At 53.0% G+C, this 20,727-nt stretch carries 15 protein-coding genes; 5 read left to right on the top strand and 10 right to left on the bottom strand.

The window, feature by feature from the left end; genetic code table 11:
* Nucleotides 1-61: 61 nt before the first annotated feature.
* Entirely contained in the window at nt 62-466 is a 405-nt protein-coding gene (locus F454_RS0111325) for a Fur family transcriptional regulator (RefSeq protein ID WP_018970777.1), read from the bottom strand.
* A gap of 129 nt (nt 467-595) precedes the next feature.
* On the opposite strand from F454_RS0111325, the gene hpt reads away from it, so the two are divergent.
* On the top strand, nt 596-1,135 hold the full coding sequence (gene hpt / locus F454_RS0111320) for a hypoxanthine phosphoribosyltransferase (protein WP_018970776.1): 540 nt from the start codon (nt 596-598) through the stop codon (nt 1,133-1,135).
* 18 nt (nt 1,136-1,153) lie between these two features.
* Here the strand turns inward: hpt and ppk1 are convergent, their stop codons facing one another.
* Together ppk1 and F454_RS0111310 are read right to left on the bottom strand one after the other, a co-directional pair.
* Nucleotides 1,154-3,265, bottom strand: coding sequence for a polyphosphate kinase 1 (gene ppk1, locus F454_RS0111315; protein WP_018970775.1), 2,112 nt, complete (start codon nt 3,263-3,265; stop codon nt 1,154-1,156).
* An 8-nt stretch (nt 3,266-3,273) separates the two neighbouring features.
* Nucleotides 3,274-4,833, bottom strand: coding sequence for a Ppx/GppA phosphatase family protein (locus F454_RS0111310; RefSeq protein WP_018970774.1), 1,560 nt, complete (start codon nt 4,831-4,833; stop codon nt 3,274-3,276).
* Between the two features lie 367 nt (nt 4,834-5,200).
* On the opposite strand from F454_RS0111310, the gene cysK reads away from it, so the two are divergent.
* Both cysK and trpD read left to right on the top strand, forming a co-directional pair.
* Entirely contained in the window at nt 5,201-6,169 is a 969-nt protein-coding gene (gene cysK / locus F454_RS0111305) for a cysteine synthase A (RefSeq protein WP_018970773.1), read from the top strand.
* Between the two features lie 103 nt (nt 6,170-6,272).
* On the top strand, nt 6,273-7,316 hold the full coding sequence (gene trpD, locus F454_RS0111300) for an anthranilate phosphoribosyltransferase (protein WP_033367919.1): 1,044 nt from the start codon (nt 6,273-6,275) through the stop codon (nt 7,314-7,316).
* Between the two features lie 55 nt (nt 7,317-7,371).
* On the opposite strand, the gene F454_RS0111295 is transcribed toward trpD, so the two are convergent.
* A complete protein-coding gene (locus F454_RS0111295) occupies nt 7,372-8,823 on the bottom strand; it encodes a hypothetical protein (protein WP_018970771.1) in 1,452 nt (483 codons plus the stop codon).
* A 22-nt stretch (nt 8,824-8,845) separates the two neighbouring features.
* On the bottom strand, nt 8,846-10,132 hold the full coding sequence (locus F454_RS0111290) for a c-type cytochrome (protein WP_018970770.1): 1,287 nt from the start codon (nt 10,130-10,132) through the stop codon (nt 8,846-8,848).
* Between the two features lie 227 nt (nt 10,133-10,359).
* Here F454_RS0111290 and F454_RS14990 point away from each other — a divergent pair, with 227 nt between their 5' ends.
* On the top strand, nt 10,360-10,641 hold the full coding sequence (locus F454_RS14990) for a hypothetical protein (RefSeq protein ID WP_018970769.1): 282 nt from the start codon (nt 10,360-10,362) through the stop codon (nt 10,639-10,641).
* A gap of 136 nt (nt 10,642-10,777) precedes the next feature.
* On the opposite strand, the gene glnD is transcribed toward F454_RS14990, so the two are convergent.
* The 3 genes from glnD to F454_RS0111270 all read right to left on the bottom strand — a co-directional run bounded on the left by glnD (nt 10,778) and on the right by F454_RS0111270 (nt 15,572).
* The gene (glnD, locus tag F454_RS0111280) at nt 10,778-13,543 is read right to left on the bottom strand and encodes a [protein-PII] uridylyltransferase (RefSeq protein ID WP_018970768.1); all 2,766 of its coding nucleotides are present in this window, start codon (nt 13,541-13,543) and stop codon (nt 10,778-10,780) included.
* Nucleotides 13,544-13,652: 109 nt separating this feature from the next.
* The gene (purB, locus tag F454_RS0111275) at nt 13,653-15,077 is read right to left on the bottom strand and encodes an adenylosuccinate lyase (RefSeq protein ID WP_018970767.1); all 1,425 of its coding nucleotides are present in this window, start codon (nt 15,075-15,077) and stop codon (nt 13,653-13,655) included.
* A 48-nt stretch (nt 15,078-15,125) separates the two neighbouring features.
* Nucleotides 15,126-15,572: a PLAT/LH2 domain-containing protein gene (locus F454_RS0111270; RefSeq protein ID WP_169334387.1), complete on the bottom strand. Its 447-nt coding sequence runs from the start codon at nt 15,570-15,572 to the stop codon at nt 15,126-15,128.
* Nucleotides 15,573-15,837: 265 nt separating this feature from the next.
* Between F454_RS0111270 and trpB the strand changes: the two genes are divergently transcribed.
* A complete protein-coding gene (gene trpB, locus F454_RS0111265) occupies nt 15,838-17,040 on the top strand; it encodes a tryptophan synthase subunit beta (RefSeq protein WP_018970765.1) in 1,203 nt (400 codons plus the stop codon).
* A 113-nt stretch (nt 17,041-17,153) separates the two neighbouring features.
* On the opposite strand, the gene F454_RS0111260 is transcribed toward trpB, so the two are convergent.
* Together F454_RS0111260 and F454_RS0111255 are read right to left on the bottom strand one after the other, a co-directional pair.
* A complete protein-coding gene (locus F454_RS0111260; protein ID WP_156817255.1) occupies nt 17,154-18,932 on the bottom strand; it encodes a sulfatase family protein in 1,779 nt (592 codons plus the stop codon).
* A 225-nt stretch (nt 18,933-19,157) separates the two neighbouring features.
* Entirely contained in the window at nt 19,158-20,711 is a 1,554-nt protein-coding gene (locus F454_RS0111255) for a glucose-6-phosphate isomerase (protein ID WP_018970763.1), read from the bottom strand.
* Nucleotides 20,712-20,727: the final 16 nt, after the last annotated feature.

Genomic DNA, 20,727 nt, shown 5'->3' with positions numbered 1-20,727 from the left:
GTCGTTAGTTTGTTCGTTGTGTGTTGGATGGTGTAGCAGCTGGGCTGCCAAAATTGCTATGTTAGTTCTGGGGAAGGGAACCTTTGAGGTTGATCTCGAGATTGCTGATGTGGGTGCCTGGGGGGAGATCGAGTAGATCACAGAGGGACACGCCTTCCTTTAAATTGATGTCATGGATTTTCCCGGTGGCCTCGTCTTGGAAGTGACCGTGTTCGACGAGGTTGGGGCAGTAGCGTGATGGGCCACGTTCGAAGTTGACCTGCTTGACGGCCTTGTGGTCCACCAGGGTCTCAAGACAATTGTAGACCGTCGCGAGCGAGATACTGGGAGCGCTGTTTTTGATCCGATCATAGACCTCCGTTGCGGTAGGGTGGTCGCGTTGTTCCATGAGGACACGGTAGACCTCTTTGCGCTGCTTGGTCATGCGCAAGCCTGGTATGTTTGGGAATGGTGCTGGATCACTCATCGCTGCGGCACAATTTATCCAGCTTTGTTCGCCATTCAAGCCTTATTTAGAATAATTCTAAGTCTAAATAAGGATTGTTGTAATTGTTTGATGTTGAATGTGTTCTGAAATTCATGTTATACTGATAGTATGAATTGTACTTTTGAGCGCGTATTTTTCGATCGAGTACTATTGGGGGAGCAGGAGATTCGGGAGCGTGTCGATTTGTTGGCAAAGGAGCTGGCAACTTACACGGACGATGACGGTTTTGTCTTAGTAGTTATATTGAAAGGGGCTCTCATGTTTGCGGCTGATCTTAGCCGTAGAATCCCCTCACAATGCAGTATCGATTTTTTGACCGTATCTAGTTATTACGGTGGTACCCAGAGCACAGGGAATGTGCACATAGTGGATGGTCATTCGGCCGAAGTGTATGGGAAGAAGGTGTTGGTGGTCGATGATATATTCGACACAGGTCTAACACTGCAGACAGTGGTTAAGTTTCTTGAACAAAAAGGCGCCCAAGAGGTGCGAACTTGTGTTTTGTTGAAGAAAAAGAAAGTGCGCGGTGTGCCTTTTGAGGTGGACTACCACGCCTTTGAAATTGAGGATGAATTCGTAGTCGGGTACGGACTCGACTACCAAGGTGAGTACCGGAAACTTCCTTATGTTGGGGTGATGAAGACTTGATGGAAGGTGGTGGCGCGCTTAATCGTGTGGCTTGTGAGCCTCAAAGGTGGTGTTGCGCTTGCGGGTTTGAGTTTTAGCAGCCTTTTCAGCGGTAGCTTGTAGGTGTTCTTGCATGCGGAAGCGTTCTTTTTTGTTTTCCACACGCTGCGAATCCCCATCGGTAAGGATGCGGTGGGCTTGTTGGTTGTCGAGGAAGGCTGCATCGAGGATCTCGGTGAGTGCCGCTTTGATCTTCTTATCAACAATTGGCACCATGAGCTCGATGCGTTTTTCAAGATTGCGTGTCATCCAGTCAGCAGATGAAATGAAGGTGAGTTTTTTGCCACCGGCATAGAATTGGAAAATGCGTGCGTGTTCGAGATAGTAATCGATGACTGAAATGACTTCGATGTTCTTGGCTTCATTGCGCTTACCCGGCTTGAGGCAACAAATCCCGCGGATGTTGAGGCGGATTTTCACACCTTGTTTGGAGGCATTGTAGAGTGCGTTGATGATGTCTTTATCTTGCAGTGAATTGACCTTGGCGGTGATGCTTGCTTTTTCGCCTGCTTTAGCGCGTGCAGCTTCGCTATTGATCAGTTGCAGGATGCGTTTCTTCATGTGAGTAGGGGCTGGGAGGATTCGCTTGGTTTGCAGTAGCTTGGAGCGTCCCGTGATTGCATTGAAGATGAGTGAGGCGTCTGTACCGAAGTCCTCGCGGGCGGTGAGGATCGAAGCATCGGTGTAGAGCTTGGCGGTGGATTCATTGTAGTTGCCAGTACCGAAGTGGCAGTAGCGTTTGATAGAATTATTTTCCTTGCGGATGACGAGGGTGATTTTGGCGTGGGTTTTGAGGCCTTTCACTCCGTAGACAATTTGCACCCCGGCACGCTGAAGTTCTTCGGCGCGCAGCAGGTTGCGAGCTTCATCGAAGCGGGCTTTGAGTTCGACTAAGACGGTGACTTGCTTACCATTGTGTGCGGCACGGATCAGCGCATCAATGATGCGTGAGTTTTTGGCGGTACGGTAGAGGACTTGCTTGATGGAGAGCACTTGGTCGTCACTGGCAGCTTCCTCGAGTAAGCGTACCACGGGGTCGAAGCTATGGTATGGATGGTAGAGGAAGATGTCCTTCTTGGAAATCTCGTCAAAGATCGAATTGGCGTAATCGATACTTGGTGGTGACTGTGGTTCCCATTGTACCGATTTGAGGGTGTCGTGTCCTGGGATGAAGGCGAATTGCATGAAGTCGCTCAAGGCCAGTGGGCCGTGGATGCGGTAGATTTGTTCTGGTGCGGCTAGGGTGACTTGTTTGATCACTTTTTCGATGACACGTGAGCAACCGCTCTGGACTTCGAGACGAACAGTGTTGGAGGTTTTTCGCGCGGAAAGTACTTCTTCCATCTCGCCAGCAAGGTCAATGGCGTCTTCTTCCTGCACGGCAATGTCTCCATTGCGTGTGATGCGAAAGACTCCATGAGAATGCAGGGACTCGGATGGGAAGAGCTCGGAGATGAAGTGGCAGATCAAATCCTCTACTGGGATCGCGTAGCGGGCACTTCCTTTATCGATGTGGATGAAACGCTCGATAATTTCGGTAATTGGGACGAAGACGACACGCTTGGATTTTGCTTTATTTTTTATGCTGAGTTCGCAGGCAACAATCAGAGTCATTGCGGGAAGGATCGGGGCAGGGAAGGCGTCATCATCCTTGGAGGTGTCCTCGTAGGCAATCGGGGAGAGGAGTGGCAGGACTTCTTCAATGAAGCGTTCCTTGAGGTTGTCTACGAGACTTGGGTCGACTGCATTGACCGAGCTGATGTGGATCTCTTGCTCATGAAGTGCGGGAAGCAAGGTGTCTGTGTAGAGGGTGTATTGGTCAGTGATGTGTTGGCTGATGCGCTTGCGAATGGCATTGAGTTGCTGCAGCGGGGTCATCCCAGCAATGTCTTTAGTACGTGAGCCTGCAGATTTTAAGAGGGTGAGGCCACCGACTCGTACCTGGAAGAATTCATCGAGGTTTGACGCTGAAATGGCGAGGAATTTGACCCGTTCGAGTAGAGGTTTCTCCGGGCGCTGCGCTTCGCTTAAGACGCGTTGGTTAAACTCAATCCAAGATAGTTCGCGGTTGATGTATGATGAGGATGGCATGGTCTGAATTAGCTAATGGTGTCTTCTACGAGATTGATCTGGAGGCCGAAGATGTTTTCAAAGAGATCGCCTTTGGCGCGCATGGCCATGCGTTCTGCGTGGGCATTTGCAGTGTTTTTGAGGTGCACGTGAATTCGGCGTCGGCTGTTGCGAATAACGATGTCACGGGCATTTGCTGAGTGACTGGCGGCTAGGGCGTCAGCCATGCGGATGAGGGCGGCGAGTTTGGAGATTCGCATCTTATCGGGCATGGAGAGGTCCTTGTATTGTGAGTGGCTCGACTTTGGTACCGAGCCATGGTGGTAGCGCACGATTAAGGCCACCGTCTCGACATCGATCTTTGGAAGACCAAAGATTTCACTATTTTGCACAATGTATTGTGAATGTTTGTGGTGTGAACTGGTGCTGATGAAGAGTCCGGTCTCGTGGAGGATGGCAGCGATGCGTAGGAGGAGCCCATCGTGCGGTTCGAGCTTGTGCAAGCTTTGGAGTTGATCGAAGAGCTGGACGGCGATGTTCGCGACCTGTTTGGCGTGGGCCATGTGGACCTGGAATTTTTGCGCAACCTTTTCAGCGGAGCGAATCACTTCGGCGGTGAAGTCACCGGAGAGTGCGGGGCTGAGGTTTAAGTCCTGAAGGAGCCCTTGTTCATAGTCGCTTTCTGGGATGCGGATACGCTGTGGTTGGAAGGCTTGTGCAATGGCGACATTGATTTCGATAGCAGTCGCCATGACGCTGGCTGTTTGGTAGTCGACTTGGTAGGAAGAGACGATTTCATCATCATCCATACTAGCGAGTGTTTCGCTAATTTCCTCGAGTGCTTCGAGATTGCAGAACTTGGTTTTTTGGTGGCGGATGTAGGAACGCAGTAATTGCACTTCGTAACCGATGAGTACGATGTATTCGATGTTGTCCTCGGCGAAGGTGTCGGTCATCGAGCTCAGTGAGTTCTGGATGAATGAGCGGATTTTGCTGCGACTATTGGCTGAGTCGGAGTCGCGGTTGATGTTGGCGTGGGTCCGGTGCGTGCCGAGGCGAAAGCTTTGATACTTGGTGATATGGCCATTCTGAAGAAGGATGGTACGGGTGTTTCCTGGGCCGACGTGGAGCACGAGGGTGTTGCGTTTGCGCATGCTTGGGATGTCGGCGAGGCGGCGCTGCGTCTTGAGGTAGATCAAGCGTGTCATCTCTGCGTCATCGAGGATCTCGACCTCGGCACCGACGCTGATGTGGAGTCGGTTGAGGAAGATGTCTACATTCGCTGCTTCAGATAGAATATTAGTGGCTACTACTCGAACGGTGAACGCCTGGTTGAGGTGGTCGTATTCCTCGAGTGCTTTGCGGTAGCCGTCGAGGATGGCCACACTACGTTCAATCGTGGAGCGGCTGAGTTTTTTCTGGCTAAACACATCGTGCGCGATGGGTGCTGATTGCTCTAGGAAGTCCACCTGTTCGAAGCTACCATCCTCCTGTGGTATCAGAATCAATAGAGAGATGCTGCTAGCACCAATGTGAATGGTGGCTTGAAGGTCGGACTGTGATGGGTTCGAGAGCGAATGAGAACTCATAAAATTACGTTAGACTGGCTGTGGAGGCTTTGAATAGGACAATCTTGTGTCACTGGTGTTACGATAGGCAGTATGGACTGCATCTCAACGCACAGCAAGTAGCGTGCCTGTCACTTTTCTTCGCAGTGAAAGCTAACAGGTGAAGCTGGGGTGTGTTTCTGCTAGTGTCATAGCATAGAATGGTTTGTTAGGGTGTTGAGGGGTGAGATATGGCTCTTCCTCGGTATGGGGAATGATGTAAGCGAGGTGCAAAAAAGAAAATTTTTGAGACAATCTAAAGTGTCTGCAATATTTCACAAAATAAGTTTTGTCAAAGTGGCTAGGAAGTGTGAGTTTTAGCGAGCTTCTAACTAAAATAACTGACATTATGGGAATACTAGCAAACAACATGGTTGATACCATCGGCGACACTCCACTGATCAAGCTTAACAAAATCACAGAAGGGCTCGATGCAGAGATCTATGTGAAGGGTGAGTTTTTCAATCCACTCTTCAGCGTGAAGGATCGTATCGGTCGCTCCATGATTGAGGCTGCTGAGAAAGATGGTTCACTCAAGCCGGGTGGCACGATCATCGAACCAACATCAGGCAACACCGGGATTGCGCTGGCATTTGTTTCACGAGCAAAGGGATACCGTTGCGTGCTCACCATGCCAGAATCGATGTCTGTTGAGCGTCGCGTTCTATTGCGCATGCTCGGTGCTGAGATCGTACTAACCCCAGCGGCTAAGGGCATGGGTGGCGCGATTGCTAAGGCAAAGCAACTCCTCGCTGAAGACCCGAGTGCTTTTGGCCCATCACAGTTCGACAACCCAGCGAACCCACAAGCTCACCGCGAGACGACTGCAGAAGAGATTTGGACAGCGCTCGACGGCGACGTTGATTACCTTGTGGCTGGTGTGGGTACCGGCGGCACCATCACAGGTGTTTCTGAGGTGATTAAGAGCCGTAAAGAGGACTTCACCACCATCGCGGTTGAGCCAGAAAACTCACCAGTGATTGGCGGCGGTTCTCCGGGGCCTCACAAGATTCAGGGCATCGGTGCAGGCTTCATCCCAGGCAACCTCAACACTGAGATTGTGGATGGTACGGTGACTGTTACGAATGAAGATGCATTTGAAACTGCACAAAAGTTAGCTCAGCTTGAAGGTCTTCCTGCAGGGATTTCAACTGGTGCGAATGTGTGGGCTGCGCTGCAAGTAGCAGCACGTCCTGAAGCGAAGGGTAAAAAGATTGTAACGATCGGCTGTTCCAGCACTGAGCGTTACCTTTCCACACCACTCGCTGAGAAGATTCGTGAGGAAGTGTCCAACCTTCCTGTCTCAGAAGTGGAGTAATTCTTAAGGGAATAAAACTTTTCACATTTACTAACAAAGCCTATGGTCTGCGGCCGTAGGCTTTTTCTTTATCAATCAGCTCATTTGAAGTACCATGAAAGACATGAATTCCTTGATATCTCAACTCCAGAATGGTGATGAGCTTAGTCGCCAGCAGGTGAATGTGGCCGCAGAGTTTCTGCTCGATGCTAGCGGCTCGGTGGAGGTGAAGAAAGCCTTGCTTGTAGCACTGTCATCTAAGGGGGAAACACCCAGTGAGATCACTTACTTTGTGGAAGCATTTTTGAATCATGCGAAGGACCCTGAGACTGACGGTATTGAATTTGAGGGCCCAACGATTGATGTCTGTGGCACGGGCGGGGATAAGCTGAATTTGTTTAACGTGTCGACCACGAGCATGTTTGTGATTGCTGCTGGTGGTGCGGTGGTGGTGAAGCACGGCAACCGAGGCATCACCTCGAAGAGTGGGGGCGCGGATGTGCTGGAAGCGTTGGGGATTCGCCTCGACCTTCCACTGGAGCAATTGCATCGTTGCCTGAAAGAGGCGGGCGTGGCCTTCTTGTTCGCGCCGATGTACCATCCGGCCTTCAAGGAAGTGGCACCGGTGCGCGCTGAGCTAGCGAAGGAAGGGGCCCGTAGTATTTTCAACTTGATTGGACCATTGCTCAACCCTGTGCGCCCACAGTGTCAGCTGATTGGTGTTTGTGATCCTCAGTTGGGGCCAGTGTTTGCCCAGATCCTGCAGTCGCTTGGTCGTGAGGCGGCCTGGATTGTTCACGGCCGTACTGACGATGGCCGTTCTGTGGATGAAATGAGCCTGATGGGCGAGACAGAGATCAGCAAGTCTGGCTCGATGCTGGACACCGACAACGAGGTCGTGCATCCAGAAGAGTTTGCGCTGCGTCGCTGTGATGTGGAAGAACTGGTAGGCGGCGAGGCTGAGGAGAATGCGGAGATATTAGTGGGCATACTTGATGGCACGATCCGTGATGCCAAGCGCGACATGGTGCTGCTCAATGCAGGTGCTGGCTTGGCCTGTGCTGGCTTGGCCGACGACCTCGGCGCTGGCGTCAAGCTGGCCGGTGAGTTGATCGACTCAGGCGAAGCCTTGAAGCGACTTCGCCTGATGCAAGAGATCGCCAAGTAGGCGACACACTGAACACGTTTTTTATGAGCGGTTGAGTAGCGGGCATTGCGCCCGATCACTCAGCCGTTTTTGCGTGACGCAGGCGATTCACCGTGTAGTAGGCAGTGTGGTTGATGAGGGGCTTGGCAGCGGCGCTCTGCAGTCCATGGAAATCCAGGGTGTAGACTTTCCCGGGTTCTAGCGGCAGTTCGATGTGCAGGCTCTTGTGGTCGTCTGACCAGCTGCTTTTGCTGACGGCGACGCGCTTTTTATCGATCTCATCTGAGCCGTACATGCTCGAGTAATTGTAGTAGTGTTGGCTCACGCTCGGGGTGAGGAGCTTGGCGCAGGGCTGGGTGAAGTTTACTCGGAAGCCGGTTTCAGTGAGTGAGACATCATAGATTTCGAAAGGGACCGTCTCGCCATCCCACTGGGCAAATTGCAGCGCGGTGCGCTTGCCTCCCTGGCTGAGCCAGCCGCGGCCAACTTGGGCGCTCCAGAGGCGGCCTTGCGAGTCAAAGTCCATCTTCACTGTGCCAGATTCTGTCTTATCGAGGAAGTTGATACAGAATCCTTGGTAGGCACCAGCCACCATCTCCACGCCACAGCGGAAGTAGTTAGACTTCGTTTGGTCGCCGACGAAGATTTGCCCACTGAAAGGGCCAAATTTCCCCTCGGTGGTATCCCAAACTGGGCTACCTGGCGATTGGGCGAGGCTGCGCGGGATCCACAAGGCGGGGCGCTTGCGGATCTTGTCGAAGCTAGCAGCACTCATCGAGGATACTAATTCAGGGGTGAAATCCTCCCGGTCGGGGAGGCTGGCCGGGTGGCCGTAGAATTTTCCTTCCTCGACATGGAAGAGCGGGCTGGCACCAAACCAATCGCCTTGGTTGTCGGTGACAAAGACCTCATCGTTCGGGCTCACGCCGATGCCTGCTGGGGAGCGGAAGCCGCTCGCGAAGGGATGGAAGTGGCCTTGCCTATCGCAGCGGTAGACCCAGCCGCGGTAAGCCCCAGTGCTGCCCATGTTGCCGCCAGCGCCAGGCGCAGCGGGGTTCTTGTTGTCAGCCACGCGGAATCCTTGATTGGCGGCGAGATTGAGGGAGGCGTAGAGGCTGCCCTTGGAGTCGGCGACTGGGCCAAAGTGGTACTCATGGTAGGTGCCACCCCAGCCAAAGCCGGAGCTCCAGTTTTGGTAGAGATCGCATTTCCCATCCTTGTCGACATCGACCAAGCGCGTGAGCTCTGGCTTTTGCGCCACGTAGTAGCATCCGTCTTTCGAATTGTAGTAAATGCCATTGGGCTCCATCAGATCTTCGGCGAAGAGCGACCAAGCTCCATTGCTGTATTCCCAGACTTGGCCTTCCCAGGTGGCCACAGCGATGGTGTCAGCATCTTTGCTGCAAACGCCAAGAACGGTGACTGCGCCTTTCGGGAGTGGAATGGTTTCGAGTGAGTAGCCGTCAGGAATCGCGGCTTGGAGGAGGCTGGAGCTGAGGAGGGCGGCAGAGAAAAGTGCGTGTTTCATGGCTGAAGGTGGTGCAAGTGGTTTAGTCGACACGGAGGATGAAGCTTGTTTGGTTCTGGGTGTTTAGCGGAAGCGGACCTGAGGCGCTTTGGATTTCTAGGCCGGGGATCGATTGCTCGCTATGGCCGCTAATGCTGTAGCCATTTGCGCCTTCGGGGCTGATGCGTAGTTCCAGTGCATGTTCTCCAGCGAGGAGGGTGACAACAGCGCTGTCGCCATCGATACGGTATTGGGAATAGCGTAATGCTTGCATTTCTTGTTCACCAAATTGAATGCTGCTGAGGCTATGCGTGACAATCGGGGTGCCGACGATTTCGGAGGGTCGGGCGCTGCGGTCAGGCAGCGATGGAGTTTGGTTGACCTTAGCCTGCGACCACGCCTTTTCAACCGCGCCCGTTGTGGGGTTGAAAGCCACGATGACCTTGTTGGGAAGGAGGCAGAGCAGGGTACGTGGTGAGAGCTGACGAATCCACTTGCGGATTACTTTGGCTTCTGTGCCCGCAGTAACTTCTTTGGGTACGCTGCCTTGGAGGCTACGACCTACCAAGGAGACGTGCTTGCCGCCTTCCTTGGAGAGAGTCAGGTGCAGGCGTGGCTGCCAGGCCTTCTTTTGTTCGTTGAAGATGTCGAGCTGGTAGCTACCGGCTTCAAGCTGTAGCGGCTTGCTCTTCATTCCTTTGTCAGCATCGATTCCTTCCTCGGGATTGCTGTAAAAGATCTCCTCACCATCGAGGAAGATCGAACAACGGCCGCGTGCGTGGACGTTGAGATAATAGGTGCCAGTGGCGTTGATGTCGAGCTGGCTTTCGAAGCGAGAAACTCCATCAAAGTTGTTGTCGAAGAATATCACATTCTCGGGCACTGGCTTGCTGAAGTACGGCTCTGCTTGGCTGAAGAGCTCTGGGCTGAAGCGCATCCCTTGGAAGGCGGCCTTGGCGTACTTCGAGCGCACCAAGGAGCGCATGCCGAGTTGCTCCGAGAGGATGTAGGCGGCGATGGCTTCGCGGTCACTCTGCTCTGGAAAGACGCCTTTGAAGGCTAGCATCTCCGATTCAGGCACTCCTTCGCTAATGACCTTGTAGATGGAGTCCAAGTCGTCGCCATGGCGCCAGTAGGCATCGCCTAGGGCGGGACCGATCCCACCTTCAAGGTGGGTGCCATGGCAGGTGAAGCAGACTTGTTGGTAGAGTGTCTTACCGCGCTCAATCTGTGTGGTGGAGTGGGAGGGAGCTGCGTGACTCGCTTGAGATAATAGAAAAGCGATGGATGAAAAATGTATAGTTTTTTGGAGGTGGGTCAGTTGCTTCATGGGTGGCTAATAGGTTAGTAAGTGCCTGATATCATGGGGTAAACAGAGTGTCTTAATCTATAGGTACTGGCGATGGTGGGCGAATCTTTAATTAAAAATGAACAGTAAGGTCGTGCTGATAGTGTCTGATGTGCTACTAGGTGAGGAGTGCCAAGCCCTCCAGTGATATTGGTAGCGGGGCAGTTTTTCGCTTGTCGGGCTCTGGAATTGCTGTGACCGTGTTAGGCATGGAAGACCATTCATCTCCTGATCCAGTGACTCCACCGGCGGTGCCGAAGTTGGAGCAAAAGCCCAAGCGCGGCGTGTTGAACCCAAAGGCGGTGCGCAATGTCGCCTTCTACGTGATCACGATTTGCATCTTGGTGAGCGTGACGGTGAGTATCCTTGCCATCTGGGACTTCGCCAAGGATGGTGCGCTCTGGAGAACTGTCGCGACCTGCCTGGTGATTGCAGCCGGGGCTGCAATCTTTAGCGTCATCAATGTCATGTTTGGCGATGGCGAGAGCTAAGTGGCTTGATCTATTTTAAACACAAAAAAGCCAGCGAGCTACAGGGCACGCTGGCTTTCTTTTTTTAAAGTCACTTTCGGCGCCTCATCGGCGCTGGCTAACTATTAACAAACAACAACTAAGCAATAACCATCCGCTACTCCGCATGCTCGAAGCCGACGAGTTTCTGGATGTTGTACTCGAGTTTTTGGATTTCATCTTGGTCGGTGACCTTGGTGCCGTCGAGGTGGTTGACGTAGATCGTATCGACAGCTGCACCCTTTTCTGTGCAGATACGCGCGTGCACCGTGGCGAGGCCAGACTTGCCGATTTCGAGGAAGAGGTCGTGGAGCAAGCCGATGCGGTCGAGCGCTTGGACTTCGATGGCGGTGTGTTGTTGGCTAGCGTGGTTGTTGACGAAGGCGCGAACCGGGAAGGGAATGCCGCCGTCTGAGCTGTCGCGCTGGAGGAAGTTACGCTTCTTCTTGAGGTGCTTCTCCGGCTGGTAGTCTTCTTGTTGGATCAATTCCGAGAAGGTGTCTTCGACTTTCTTTTTGGTATTGGCATTGGTGACCGGGAGCTGGTCCTCGGTGCAGACGTGGAAGATGTCGCAGGTGATGCCGTCGGTGCGGGTGTAGACATTGGCTGCGATGATGTTGATTTGCGAGGCGGCCAGGGCACAGGCGACCTTTTCAATGAGTAGCGGGCGGTTGTGCGTGGTGACCACGAGCTCGGTGTAGCCGCGGTCGTCGCGGTTGATCCAACGCAGGTCAGAGCTCTGGAAGCCTGGCTCTGCCTTCTCATCCTTGATGAGGTAGCGGCGCACGGCGCGCACGTGGATGGCAATCGACTCAGGTGCACGGTAGCGGAAGTATTGCTCGGGCATGCGCTCGAAGTGGAGGTCGAGTTGCTCGTGGTATTTCTCACGCAGGATCGACTTGGTGACCTTTTTGAGCTTCTGCATTTCTTCTTGTTGCTCGGCTTCGTATTGATTTTTTCCATTCGTGAGGAAGCTACGAGTTGAGCGATAGAGCTGCAGCATGAGGCTTTCTTTCCAAGGCGACCAAGCCTCTTCATTGGTGCCGTTTGAGTCGGCGTATGTGAAGAGTAGGAGCGCTTCCAGGCGTTCTGTAGTTTTCATGATGCCAGCAAATTCTTCGATGACTTCTGGGTCTTCGAGGTTCTTATTGGTGGCGTACTTCCAGAAGGTGAGGTGGTGGTCCACGAGGAAGGTCATGAGGCTACGGCGAGCCCCTTTGATCTTGTAGCGTGAGCAGACGCGGGCGGCCATCACGGCCGAACCGTCGGTGTGTTCGCGAAGGTTCTCGGCGCGTCCTGTGTCGTGTAGGATGAGGGCCAGATAGAGCGCGTATGGATCAGTGAAGGACATCAAGATGTCTCGATAGACGCTGCGTTCAGGGCGTTGGTCTTCGACGAGCGCATCGAGTTGGTCGATACAACGGAGGGTGTGCTCATCCGCGGTGTAGCGGTGGAAGAACTCGTGTTGCACGAGGCAATCGAGCATGCCAAACTCAGGCATCCACTTGCCGAGGAATTGAACCTTGTGCATGGCGCGCAGGATATGGGCGACGTCGCCCTTGCGCTCGAGGATCGCGCGGAAGGTTTCACGGTTCGCCTTGCTGAAGAGGAATTCTTCATTGACGAGTGAGATGTTCTCTTTGATGAGTCGGCGCATGATTGGCGCCAGTGTGTGGTTGCGACGTTGCGCTTCTTGGAAGACGCGCATCATGCGGCCTGAGTCATTTTTAAAGATGTCAGAATGCTTTGGGTAGATACGACCATCGCGGAACACGAAGCCATCGTGCTCGCTGCGCTTTTTCTGAGGTTTTGGAATGAATTTGAGCCAGCTGCTGACTTTATCATTTTCCTGAATCTCGATGTGGAAGATTTCCATCAAGGAGTTGGTATGGTTGAAGATCGCACGGGTGTGACGGTAATAATCGCGCATGAACGATTCACAGCGGCGCAGGATACTCTTCTCTGGGTATTGAAAATTGGTGGCGACGACTCCTTGGAGTTGTAGTGTTAGAATGTCAGTCGAGCGACCTGTGTGGTAGTGTAGCTCATTGCGCACGCGGTGGATGAAATCGTAGGCGGCTTCGAGTTCTTTGTAAGCACCCTTGGTGAGGATTTTCTCCTTCACGAGGTCTTCGAGGTTGCAGGTGCCGCGCTCGACATTGGCGACCCAAATAATGTTTTGGTAGTCGCGCAATCCGCCGCAGCTTTCCTTGACGTGTGGTTCTTGGAGGAAGACGGTGTGTGAATACTTCTTGTGTCTACTGCTGATGTCGTTGCGGCGGAGCTCGAAGAAGGCTTCTGGGTTTTTTTGGATACAATCGCGGCGGAAGGTGGTGATGAACTTGTCTACCATTGCTTCGTTTCCGGCGATGTAGCGAGTGTCCATGAGCGCAGTCTTGGATTGCTGTTCAGCCTTGGCTTCACGGATCGATTCGCTGATCGAGCGTGTGGCATGGCCGACCTTGAATCCAGTATCCCAGAGCAAGTAGAGGATCTCTTGAATCAGCGTTTTGGTGAGCGTGGCGATCTTGGTAGAATTGACGGGGAGAATGAAGAGTAAGTCGATGTCCGAGCCGGGGTTGAGGAGACCACGTCCGTAGCCACCTACTGAGGTGACGGCGACCTTCACTTTGCCTTTTGGGGAGAGGCGTTCTTCAGTGGTGATGAAGGCGGCATGAATGGCTGCGTCGAGCATCGCGGAACGTGCGCCAGCGACGCGCTGCCCACCAGCACCAGCGTCGTGCATGTCACGAATTTTTCTGTCTTCCACTTTGATGAAGGACTTGATCAAGACGGCGCGCTCGGTCTGGTCCTCAGCTGCTCTGAGGGCGGGGATGAGGGACTGCTCGGCTTGGGATTTGATGGAATCGATGACTTGTTGCATGGTTGATGGTGTCAATGCTTAGGGGCTATATGCCAAAAAGCTGAGGTCTTGTCGACCTCAGCTGAATATTTTGCCGGTGAAAGTTGCTCAAGTACGAACGTTGTCGTGACTAGAGGATAGAGCCTGGCTCGTACGTTGCGGCTTGAGGGAAGCGAGCCTTCCACGCCGCAATCGACTTGCTGAAGGCATCCACTTGGATGCGTGCGGTGCCTGCGTTTTCACGACCTTCATTGAGTAGTGTCTGGAGCTGTTCGAGGCTGAGAGGTAGGCGCTCGTCATCGGCGAGACGCTTAAGTAGATCGTTTTCAGAGATCTCACGGGCACGGAGGTCGTTGACGGTGGCAACAGCATGTTCCTTGATGGCGGAGTGTGCGAGTTCGCGGCCAACACCAGCTTTGACAGCCTCCATCATGATCGTGGTGGTCATGAGGAAGGGGAGGTAGTGCTCGTTTTCGGCTTCAATCACTGCCGGGTAGGCGTTCATCTGTACTAGGATGGTGAGGAAGGTCTCGAACATGCCGTCACAAGCGTAGAAGGCATCCGGTAGCATCACGCGGCGCACCACGGAGCAGGACACATCGCCTTCGTTCCATTGGTCACCGGCGAGGCCAGATGCCATGGCGAGGTAGCCTTTGAGGATCGTTTGGAAGCCATTGACACGCTCGCAGGAGCGAGAGTTCATCTTGTGGGGCATGGCGCTGGAGCCAGTTTGTCCCTTGGCAAAGCCTTCGCTTGCGGTCTCGTGTCCAGCCATGAGGCGGAGTGTGCGTGAGAATGAGGATGGGCCAGCCGCGAGGTCGGTAAGAACGGAAACGGTGCGGAAGTCGAGGCTACGTGGGTAGACTTGGCCGACGTTGTCGTAGACTTCAGGGATGCCGAGGTGCTTGCAGATCTTTGTCTCGAGAGCGCTCACTTTTTCAAGGTCGCCTTCGAAGAGAGAAATTTGGTCCATTTGGGTGCCGACGGCACCTTTGAGACCGCGAACGGTGTAGCTTTCGATGTGGCTGTTGAGGGAACCCAGAGCGCCGAGGAGTTCTTCGCCAAACATGGCGATACGTTTGCCAAATGTGGTCGGCTGAGCGGCCACGTTGTGGGTGCGAGCGGTGAGGATGAGGCCCTGCCATTGCTGGGCGCGTTCGTCGAGCTTGCTGAGAGCTGCAATTGTTTTATCGCGGAGGATAAGAAGCGAGCGGTAGACCTGAAGTTGCTCCACATTTTCGGTGAGGTCACGGGAGGTCATGCCTTTGTGAATGTGTTGGTGTCCAGCGAGGTCACAGAATTCCTCGATACGGGCTTTCACATCGTGACGGGTGACGCGCTCACGGTCCATGATGGACTGAAGGTTGACGTCAGATTTTACTGCCTCGTAGGCTTCGATGGCCTCCTGAGGGATATCGAGACCCAATTCCTTTTGCGCCTTCATGACGGCGATCCAGAATTCGCGTTCAAGAACAATTCGGCCTTCTGCGGACCAGATATTGCGAATCGCTTGTGACGCGTATCGCTCGGCTAGGACATTGGGAATAGCTGACATGTCGCTGGTTGTAATGGGATGCTCTGAAGATTCAAGACTTAAGCCGCCTTAATCCTCGATTTTAAGTTTCCCTTTGATGCGCAATTTTAACACCTCTTTGGAACGAACCTTTTCTTTGACTGAGGACATCCATTTGCGGTTACGGATACTGAGTTTTTCACTTTCATTGTCTCCTTGTTTGACATGGAAATGGAAGCGTTCTGGGTACCATGCGTCATCGCCTTCGATGCGAATTGAGATCCATTCGATGTCTTCAGGTTTGATGTCGAGCAGGATGGCTTCGTAGGTGTCTGTTGCCCCCGCTTCACGGTCATTTTTGCCGGGAATGTCTAGGAGGTATGATTTTTCCTCTTTGTTGACGCTGAGGTAGACTCTTGAGTCCGTGCTAGAGTTTTGTTTCGTGCCGGTTTCAATGCTGACGTAGAGCCGGGTTTCGTTGGCTGATAGAAGACCGAGTGATAGAGCAAATGCTATGGCGCTTGTGGTGAGTTTCATCTGGAGGTTCATTGTAGTGGTTCGTATTAGAATATCTAATAAGGGAAGTTATGTTGGGGAGGGGGGGATGGGAATGTCAAGGGAAGGGATGCATAGTGGCATCGTTATTTTGGGTGATGCGTGGTTCTTATTCGAGTTGTCGACTAGATGCTATTTCCTGAGATGATTCATCGATCTGTGGAGAGGCGAGTGAGCTAGAGGGTAGATCGTTCTGGAATGTCCGAATCCCCCTTGAAAAATGCCCTGAGCTAGCGTATGGGGAGTCATGCACACGCCATTACCCGATGCCAGTGGTCACTTTGGAACCTATGGGGGCATGTTTGTCCCTGAGACATTGATGCAGCCTTTGCAGGACCTTGCAACAATGTACGAGGAAACCAAGAGCGACCCACGCTTCCAAGAAGAACTCAACTATTTGCTGCGCCAGTACTGTGGGCGCCCAACGCCGCTCTACTATGCGGAGCGATGGACTGAGTTGCTCGGTGGTGCCAAGATTTACCTCAAGCGTGAGGACCTCCTCCACACTGGAGCCCACAAGATCAACAATGCGATCGGTCAGATTCTTCTAGCCAAGCGCATCGGTAAGAAGCGTATCATCGCTGAGACTGGTGCCGGGCAGCACGGTGTGGCTACGGCTACTGTGTGTGCCCGATTCGGTATGGAATGTGTGGTGTACATGGGTGCTGTGGATATGGAGCGCCAGGCGCTCAATGTGGCTCGCATGCGTTTGCTTGGTGCTGAGGTGCGTGCGGTTCACAATGGACAGGCGACACTCAAGGATGCGGTTAACGAGGCAATGCGTGATTGGGTGGCGACTGTGGACCACACACATTACATTCTCGGCTCAGCGTTGGGTTCACATCCGTTCCCTATGATGGTGCGTGATTTCCATCGCGTGATCGGTTTAGAGGCTCGCGAGCAAATCCTCGAACAAGAGGGACGCCTTCCAGACTTGTGTGTTGCTTGCGTCGGTGGTGGCTCAAATGCGATCGGTTTGTTTCACCCATTCATTGACGATGAGTCCGTGCAATTGATGGGTGTGGAAGCGGGCGGTGATGGCATTGTTAAGGAGCGCCATGCAGCGCGCTTCCAAGGGGGTAAGCTTGGTGTGCTTCAGGGTACCAAGACCTGGTTGCTTGCTGATGATGATGGTCAGATCGAGTTGACCCATTCGGTGAGTGCAGGGCTCGACTACGCAGCGATTGGTCCAGAGCATGCCTATCTTAAAGACATCGGCCGTGCAGAGTACGATTTTGCTACTGACGACGAAGCATTGGCTGCTTTCCAAGAGCTTTCATCTGCTGAGGGGATTATCCCAGCTCTCGAGAGTTCGCACGCGATGGCTTATGTGTCGAAGGTTGCTGGTAGCATGCCGAAGGATAGCATCATCATTGCCAACCTATCAGGGCGCGGTGATAAGGATGTGGAGCAAGTTTCCCGCATCCTCTTTGAGGATTTTAAGGCATAAGCGAAGCCTCTTTTAAGACTTTTCACACCCAGTTCCTGATGCCAGGGATTGGGTGTTTTTTGTTGGTCTTCTGGAGAATAGGAGCTGCAGTAGTAGGCTCAAGCGTCCTGCTGTTAGTTCCCTTTGAGGAGATTACTAAGTGACTGGATCAGGCTCGCATAACCTGCGCCACCGACGGCTTCGGGTGCGCTTTGAAGCATCTCTTTGAACACCGAGAGAGTTTGTTTGGAAGTTCCTTGAGATGTTGCGAGAGCGAAATGCGCCATGATCTGGATCTCAATAAAGGGATCATTGCTGGCTTGCTTGAGTGCTGTGGCAGCAGCTTTTGCTTCGTTCCCTAGGTAGGCTAGTCCGCAGACTGCCCAGAAACGAATGGCTTCATCCACGTTTGTGGTGTCTTCGATCAATCGCGGGAGGTTTTCAGGGTTTTTCTCTAAAATCATGTCGGTATAGTCGAGGTATTGGTCCAGCGGATAGAGGTCCTGCCGACGCACCATTTCGTAGATTGTTAGTTTGTATTTATCAGCTCTGGCTTGGCGCATCAGTTCTGGTAGGAATCCTGAATCATAGGTGGCGAGCTGTTGCTGGCGCAGTGTGTTACGGAGCAATGCGATGGTCTCTTGTTGTTCTGGCGCATTGATCAGATTGTCGATGTTGTGATAGTCCTGAGCTTGATCGTAGAATTCTTCGACCTGCCGAGCTTGGAAAAACCTGCTTTGGACAGGGGTGCATTTGCCTTCCTTGAAGTGCTGGTGCCAGGCAGGTGTGGCTTCCATGCGCCACATGTAGGAAAGGTGTTGCCCGTGAGGAGCCCAGGGCATGTAATTCTTCATGTAGAGGTAGCGCTTGGTTCTCATGACTCGAACCATGTCGACCGTTTCGTCTGCACGACCTCGGTAGCTGAAGTGGTATTTGGGTTCGGCTTCGGTGTGTTCACCCAGAAAGATTGAGCCTTGCATGGCGGGAGGGATGCTTGCTCCGGTTAGGCTCAGGATTGTTTTTGGCATGTCGATGAAGCTTACGAGTCGATCGACTGTCATTCCTGGTTGTTCAGCGGGATAGAGGTGTTTCCATTTTTCAGGAATGTAGACGATGAGTGGGCAATGTGTCCCGCTGGTATAGAGGAAGCGCTTGCTGCGTGGTAGTACACCTCCGTGATCGGAGCAGTAAATCACGATGGTGGAGTCTCGTAGGCCGTTCGCTTCCAATTGCTCAATGAGCCGTCCAAAAACTTGGTCCATTGTGTGCATTGCTTGAGCGTATTTGGCATAGGAGCTGCGCACCTCAGGTAGGTCTGGGTGATAAGGATGTAGCACTATTGCATCAGCATGCTTATCGCTGAAACCTCGTTTGTTGGATGGGAAGGGGGCGCTTTCGTGGCTGACACTGATGGTTTTGAATGCGACGAAGGGTTGCTGTTGTTTGAGCGTGGACCAGTTGTTTGGCGTGTCGCTATCCTGCCAGGCGTCCTTGTCTGGGCGACTGCCAATGTTGAAGTCATTCTTTCCCGAGAAATTTGTGGCTAGGTAACCAGCGGCCGGTAGTTGGTCGGGCCAGTAGGGGATGAGTTGATGTGGAATACTGTAGCGGCTGCGCATGGGTTGAGTTCCCATAGAAATAGCGTGCACGCCAGTGATCCAGGTCGTGCGGGTGGGGGCGCACACCGCTGAGTTGGAGTAACAATGGGTGTAGCGAAAGCCTTCAGCAGCGAGCTTATCAAGGTTGGGGGTGCTCGCATTTGGGGAACCATAACAACTGAGCCACTGGGCTCCGTTGTCCTCGCTGTTGACCCAGAGTATGTTAGGGCGATCCGTGGCGTAGACTTCGGAGATGGCGAAGAAGTTGATACTGGTGAAGAATGTAAGTATCGGTAGATGGAGTAGAAATTTCATGATGTGAGCGAGCTTGGGATGGTGGTTGAGCAATCATTGGTATGCCCTACATGCTGGCATTGAGTGTCGACTGAGACGCATCGTTATAATCTACGTAGCTTTGGTAGAAGTTCTAGCAGTAATCCTTGAGTAGGGCGGTATGCGGACTGGCTGATGGCATGAAAAAGCCTCACCAACTGTGAGCTGGTGAGGCTTGATGATAGAGTGAGTTAGGTGGTGTGATACCTAGAGTTTGAAGCTATCTTCCGCTGGGGATGAGCCTTCGTTGAGCATGGCTTCGCCGTTAGAGGCAAGATGGATGAGTGCGTGGTAGACAGTCTCTGGATCGTTGTCAGTTGCTTCCGCAATGTCTTCTGCAGTTTTGTCCCAGCCAGTGAGTGCGCCGCGCACTTGGTTGAGGAGTTCGAGGAAGCTTGTGGCAGCGGCTTTCCCAGCTTCAACGCCCGGTTGGTGGTAGGCGTTGATGTTAACGAGCGACGCGTAGAAGGAAACGGCGCGTTCAAAGAGAGCGATGAGCATGCCTACGGAGTATGGTGTGACGGTGTCAATCGAGATGGTGATGGATGGGCGACCTGACTCGTGGAGAGCCTTGCGGGTGCCTCGAAGGAAGCCTTGGAGGTAGTCAGCTGTTGTGATGCCTGGATCTACTTCGATGCTTTCACCACTACGGCCTTTACGCACTTCGATGAAGGTGGCGAAGAAGTTTTTGACTCCGTCACGGAGTTGTTGCACGTAGGCGTGTTGGTCGGTAGATCCTTTATTTCCGTAGACTGCGATACCTTGATTCACGACGTTGCCGTCGAGGTCGAGCTCCTTGCCTAGAGATTCCATGACGAGCTGTTGGAGGTATTTAGAAAAGAGGGAGAGGCTGTCCTTGTAGGGGAGTACGACCATGTCTTTTTCACCTTTACCGTTGCCGGAGTGGTACCAGCCAAGAGCAAGCTGCATGGCAGCATTGCTGTTCGTATCAGTACTGCGGGTGTGTTTATCCATGGCGGCTGCGCCAGCGAGGAATTGGTCAATATTGATGCCTTGGAGTGCTGCAGGCACGAGTCCAACGGTGGACATGACGGAGGTGCGGCCCCCGACCCAATCTTCCATAGGGAAGGTGGTGAGCCACTTGTTCGTGCTAGCGTAGTTGAAGAGCTTTGAGCCTTCGCCGGTAATGGCTACAGCGTGTTTGGCGAAGTCGAGTTTGTTCTTTTCGAAGAAGTTTTGAGCTTCGAGCATGCCATTGCGGGTCTCAGGGGTGCCGCCGGACTTGGAGACGACCAAGACAAGAGTTTTGCTGAGGCCTGAGCCGATTTCGCTGAGTGTTTGATCGATTCCCGCTGGGTCGGTGTTGTCGAAGAAATAGGTGGTGAGCTTGGAGGCTGAACCAAGTGCTTGGTAGACGAATTGTGGGCCGAGTGCTGAGCCACCGATGCCGACGACGAGGAGGTTTTCAAAGCGAGCACCAGATGGTGCGGAAATGCTCCCGCTGAGAATGTCTGCAGAGAATTTCTTGAGTTGAGCGAGTGGCTCGGTGACTTGGGCTTTGATGGTAGCGGATGGTGCAAGCGAATCATCGCGGAGCCAGTAGTGCCCGACCATTCGGCCTTCGTCTGGGTTGGCGATTTCACCAGCTTCGAGAGCTTTCATGTCGTCGTAAGCTCGCTCAATCTTGGGCTGCATAGAGTCAAGGAAGCTATCTTCGATGTCCATGAGCGAGAGGTCGATGGAGAATCCGAGATCGGAATAACGTGTTAACTGTTTGGAGTATGATTGCCAGTTAGACATAATAATTGGAGTGTAG

The organism is Rubritalea marina DSM 17716, assembly GCF_000378105.1.
GTDB classification, from domain to species: domain Bacteria; phylum Verrucomicrobiota; class Verrucomicrobiia; order Verrucomicrobiales; family Akkermansiaceae; genus Rubritalea; species Rubritalea marina.
The sequence above is the reverse complement of the archived record's forward strand: the minus strand, read 5'-3'. Positions and strand labels throughout refer to the sequence as shown.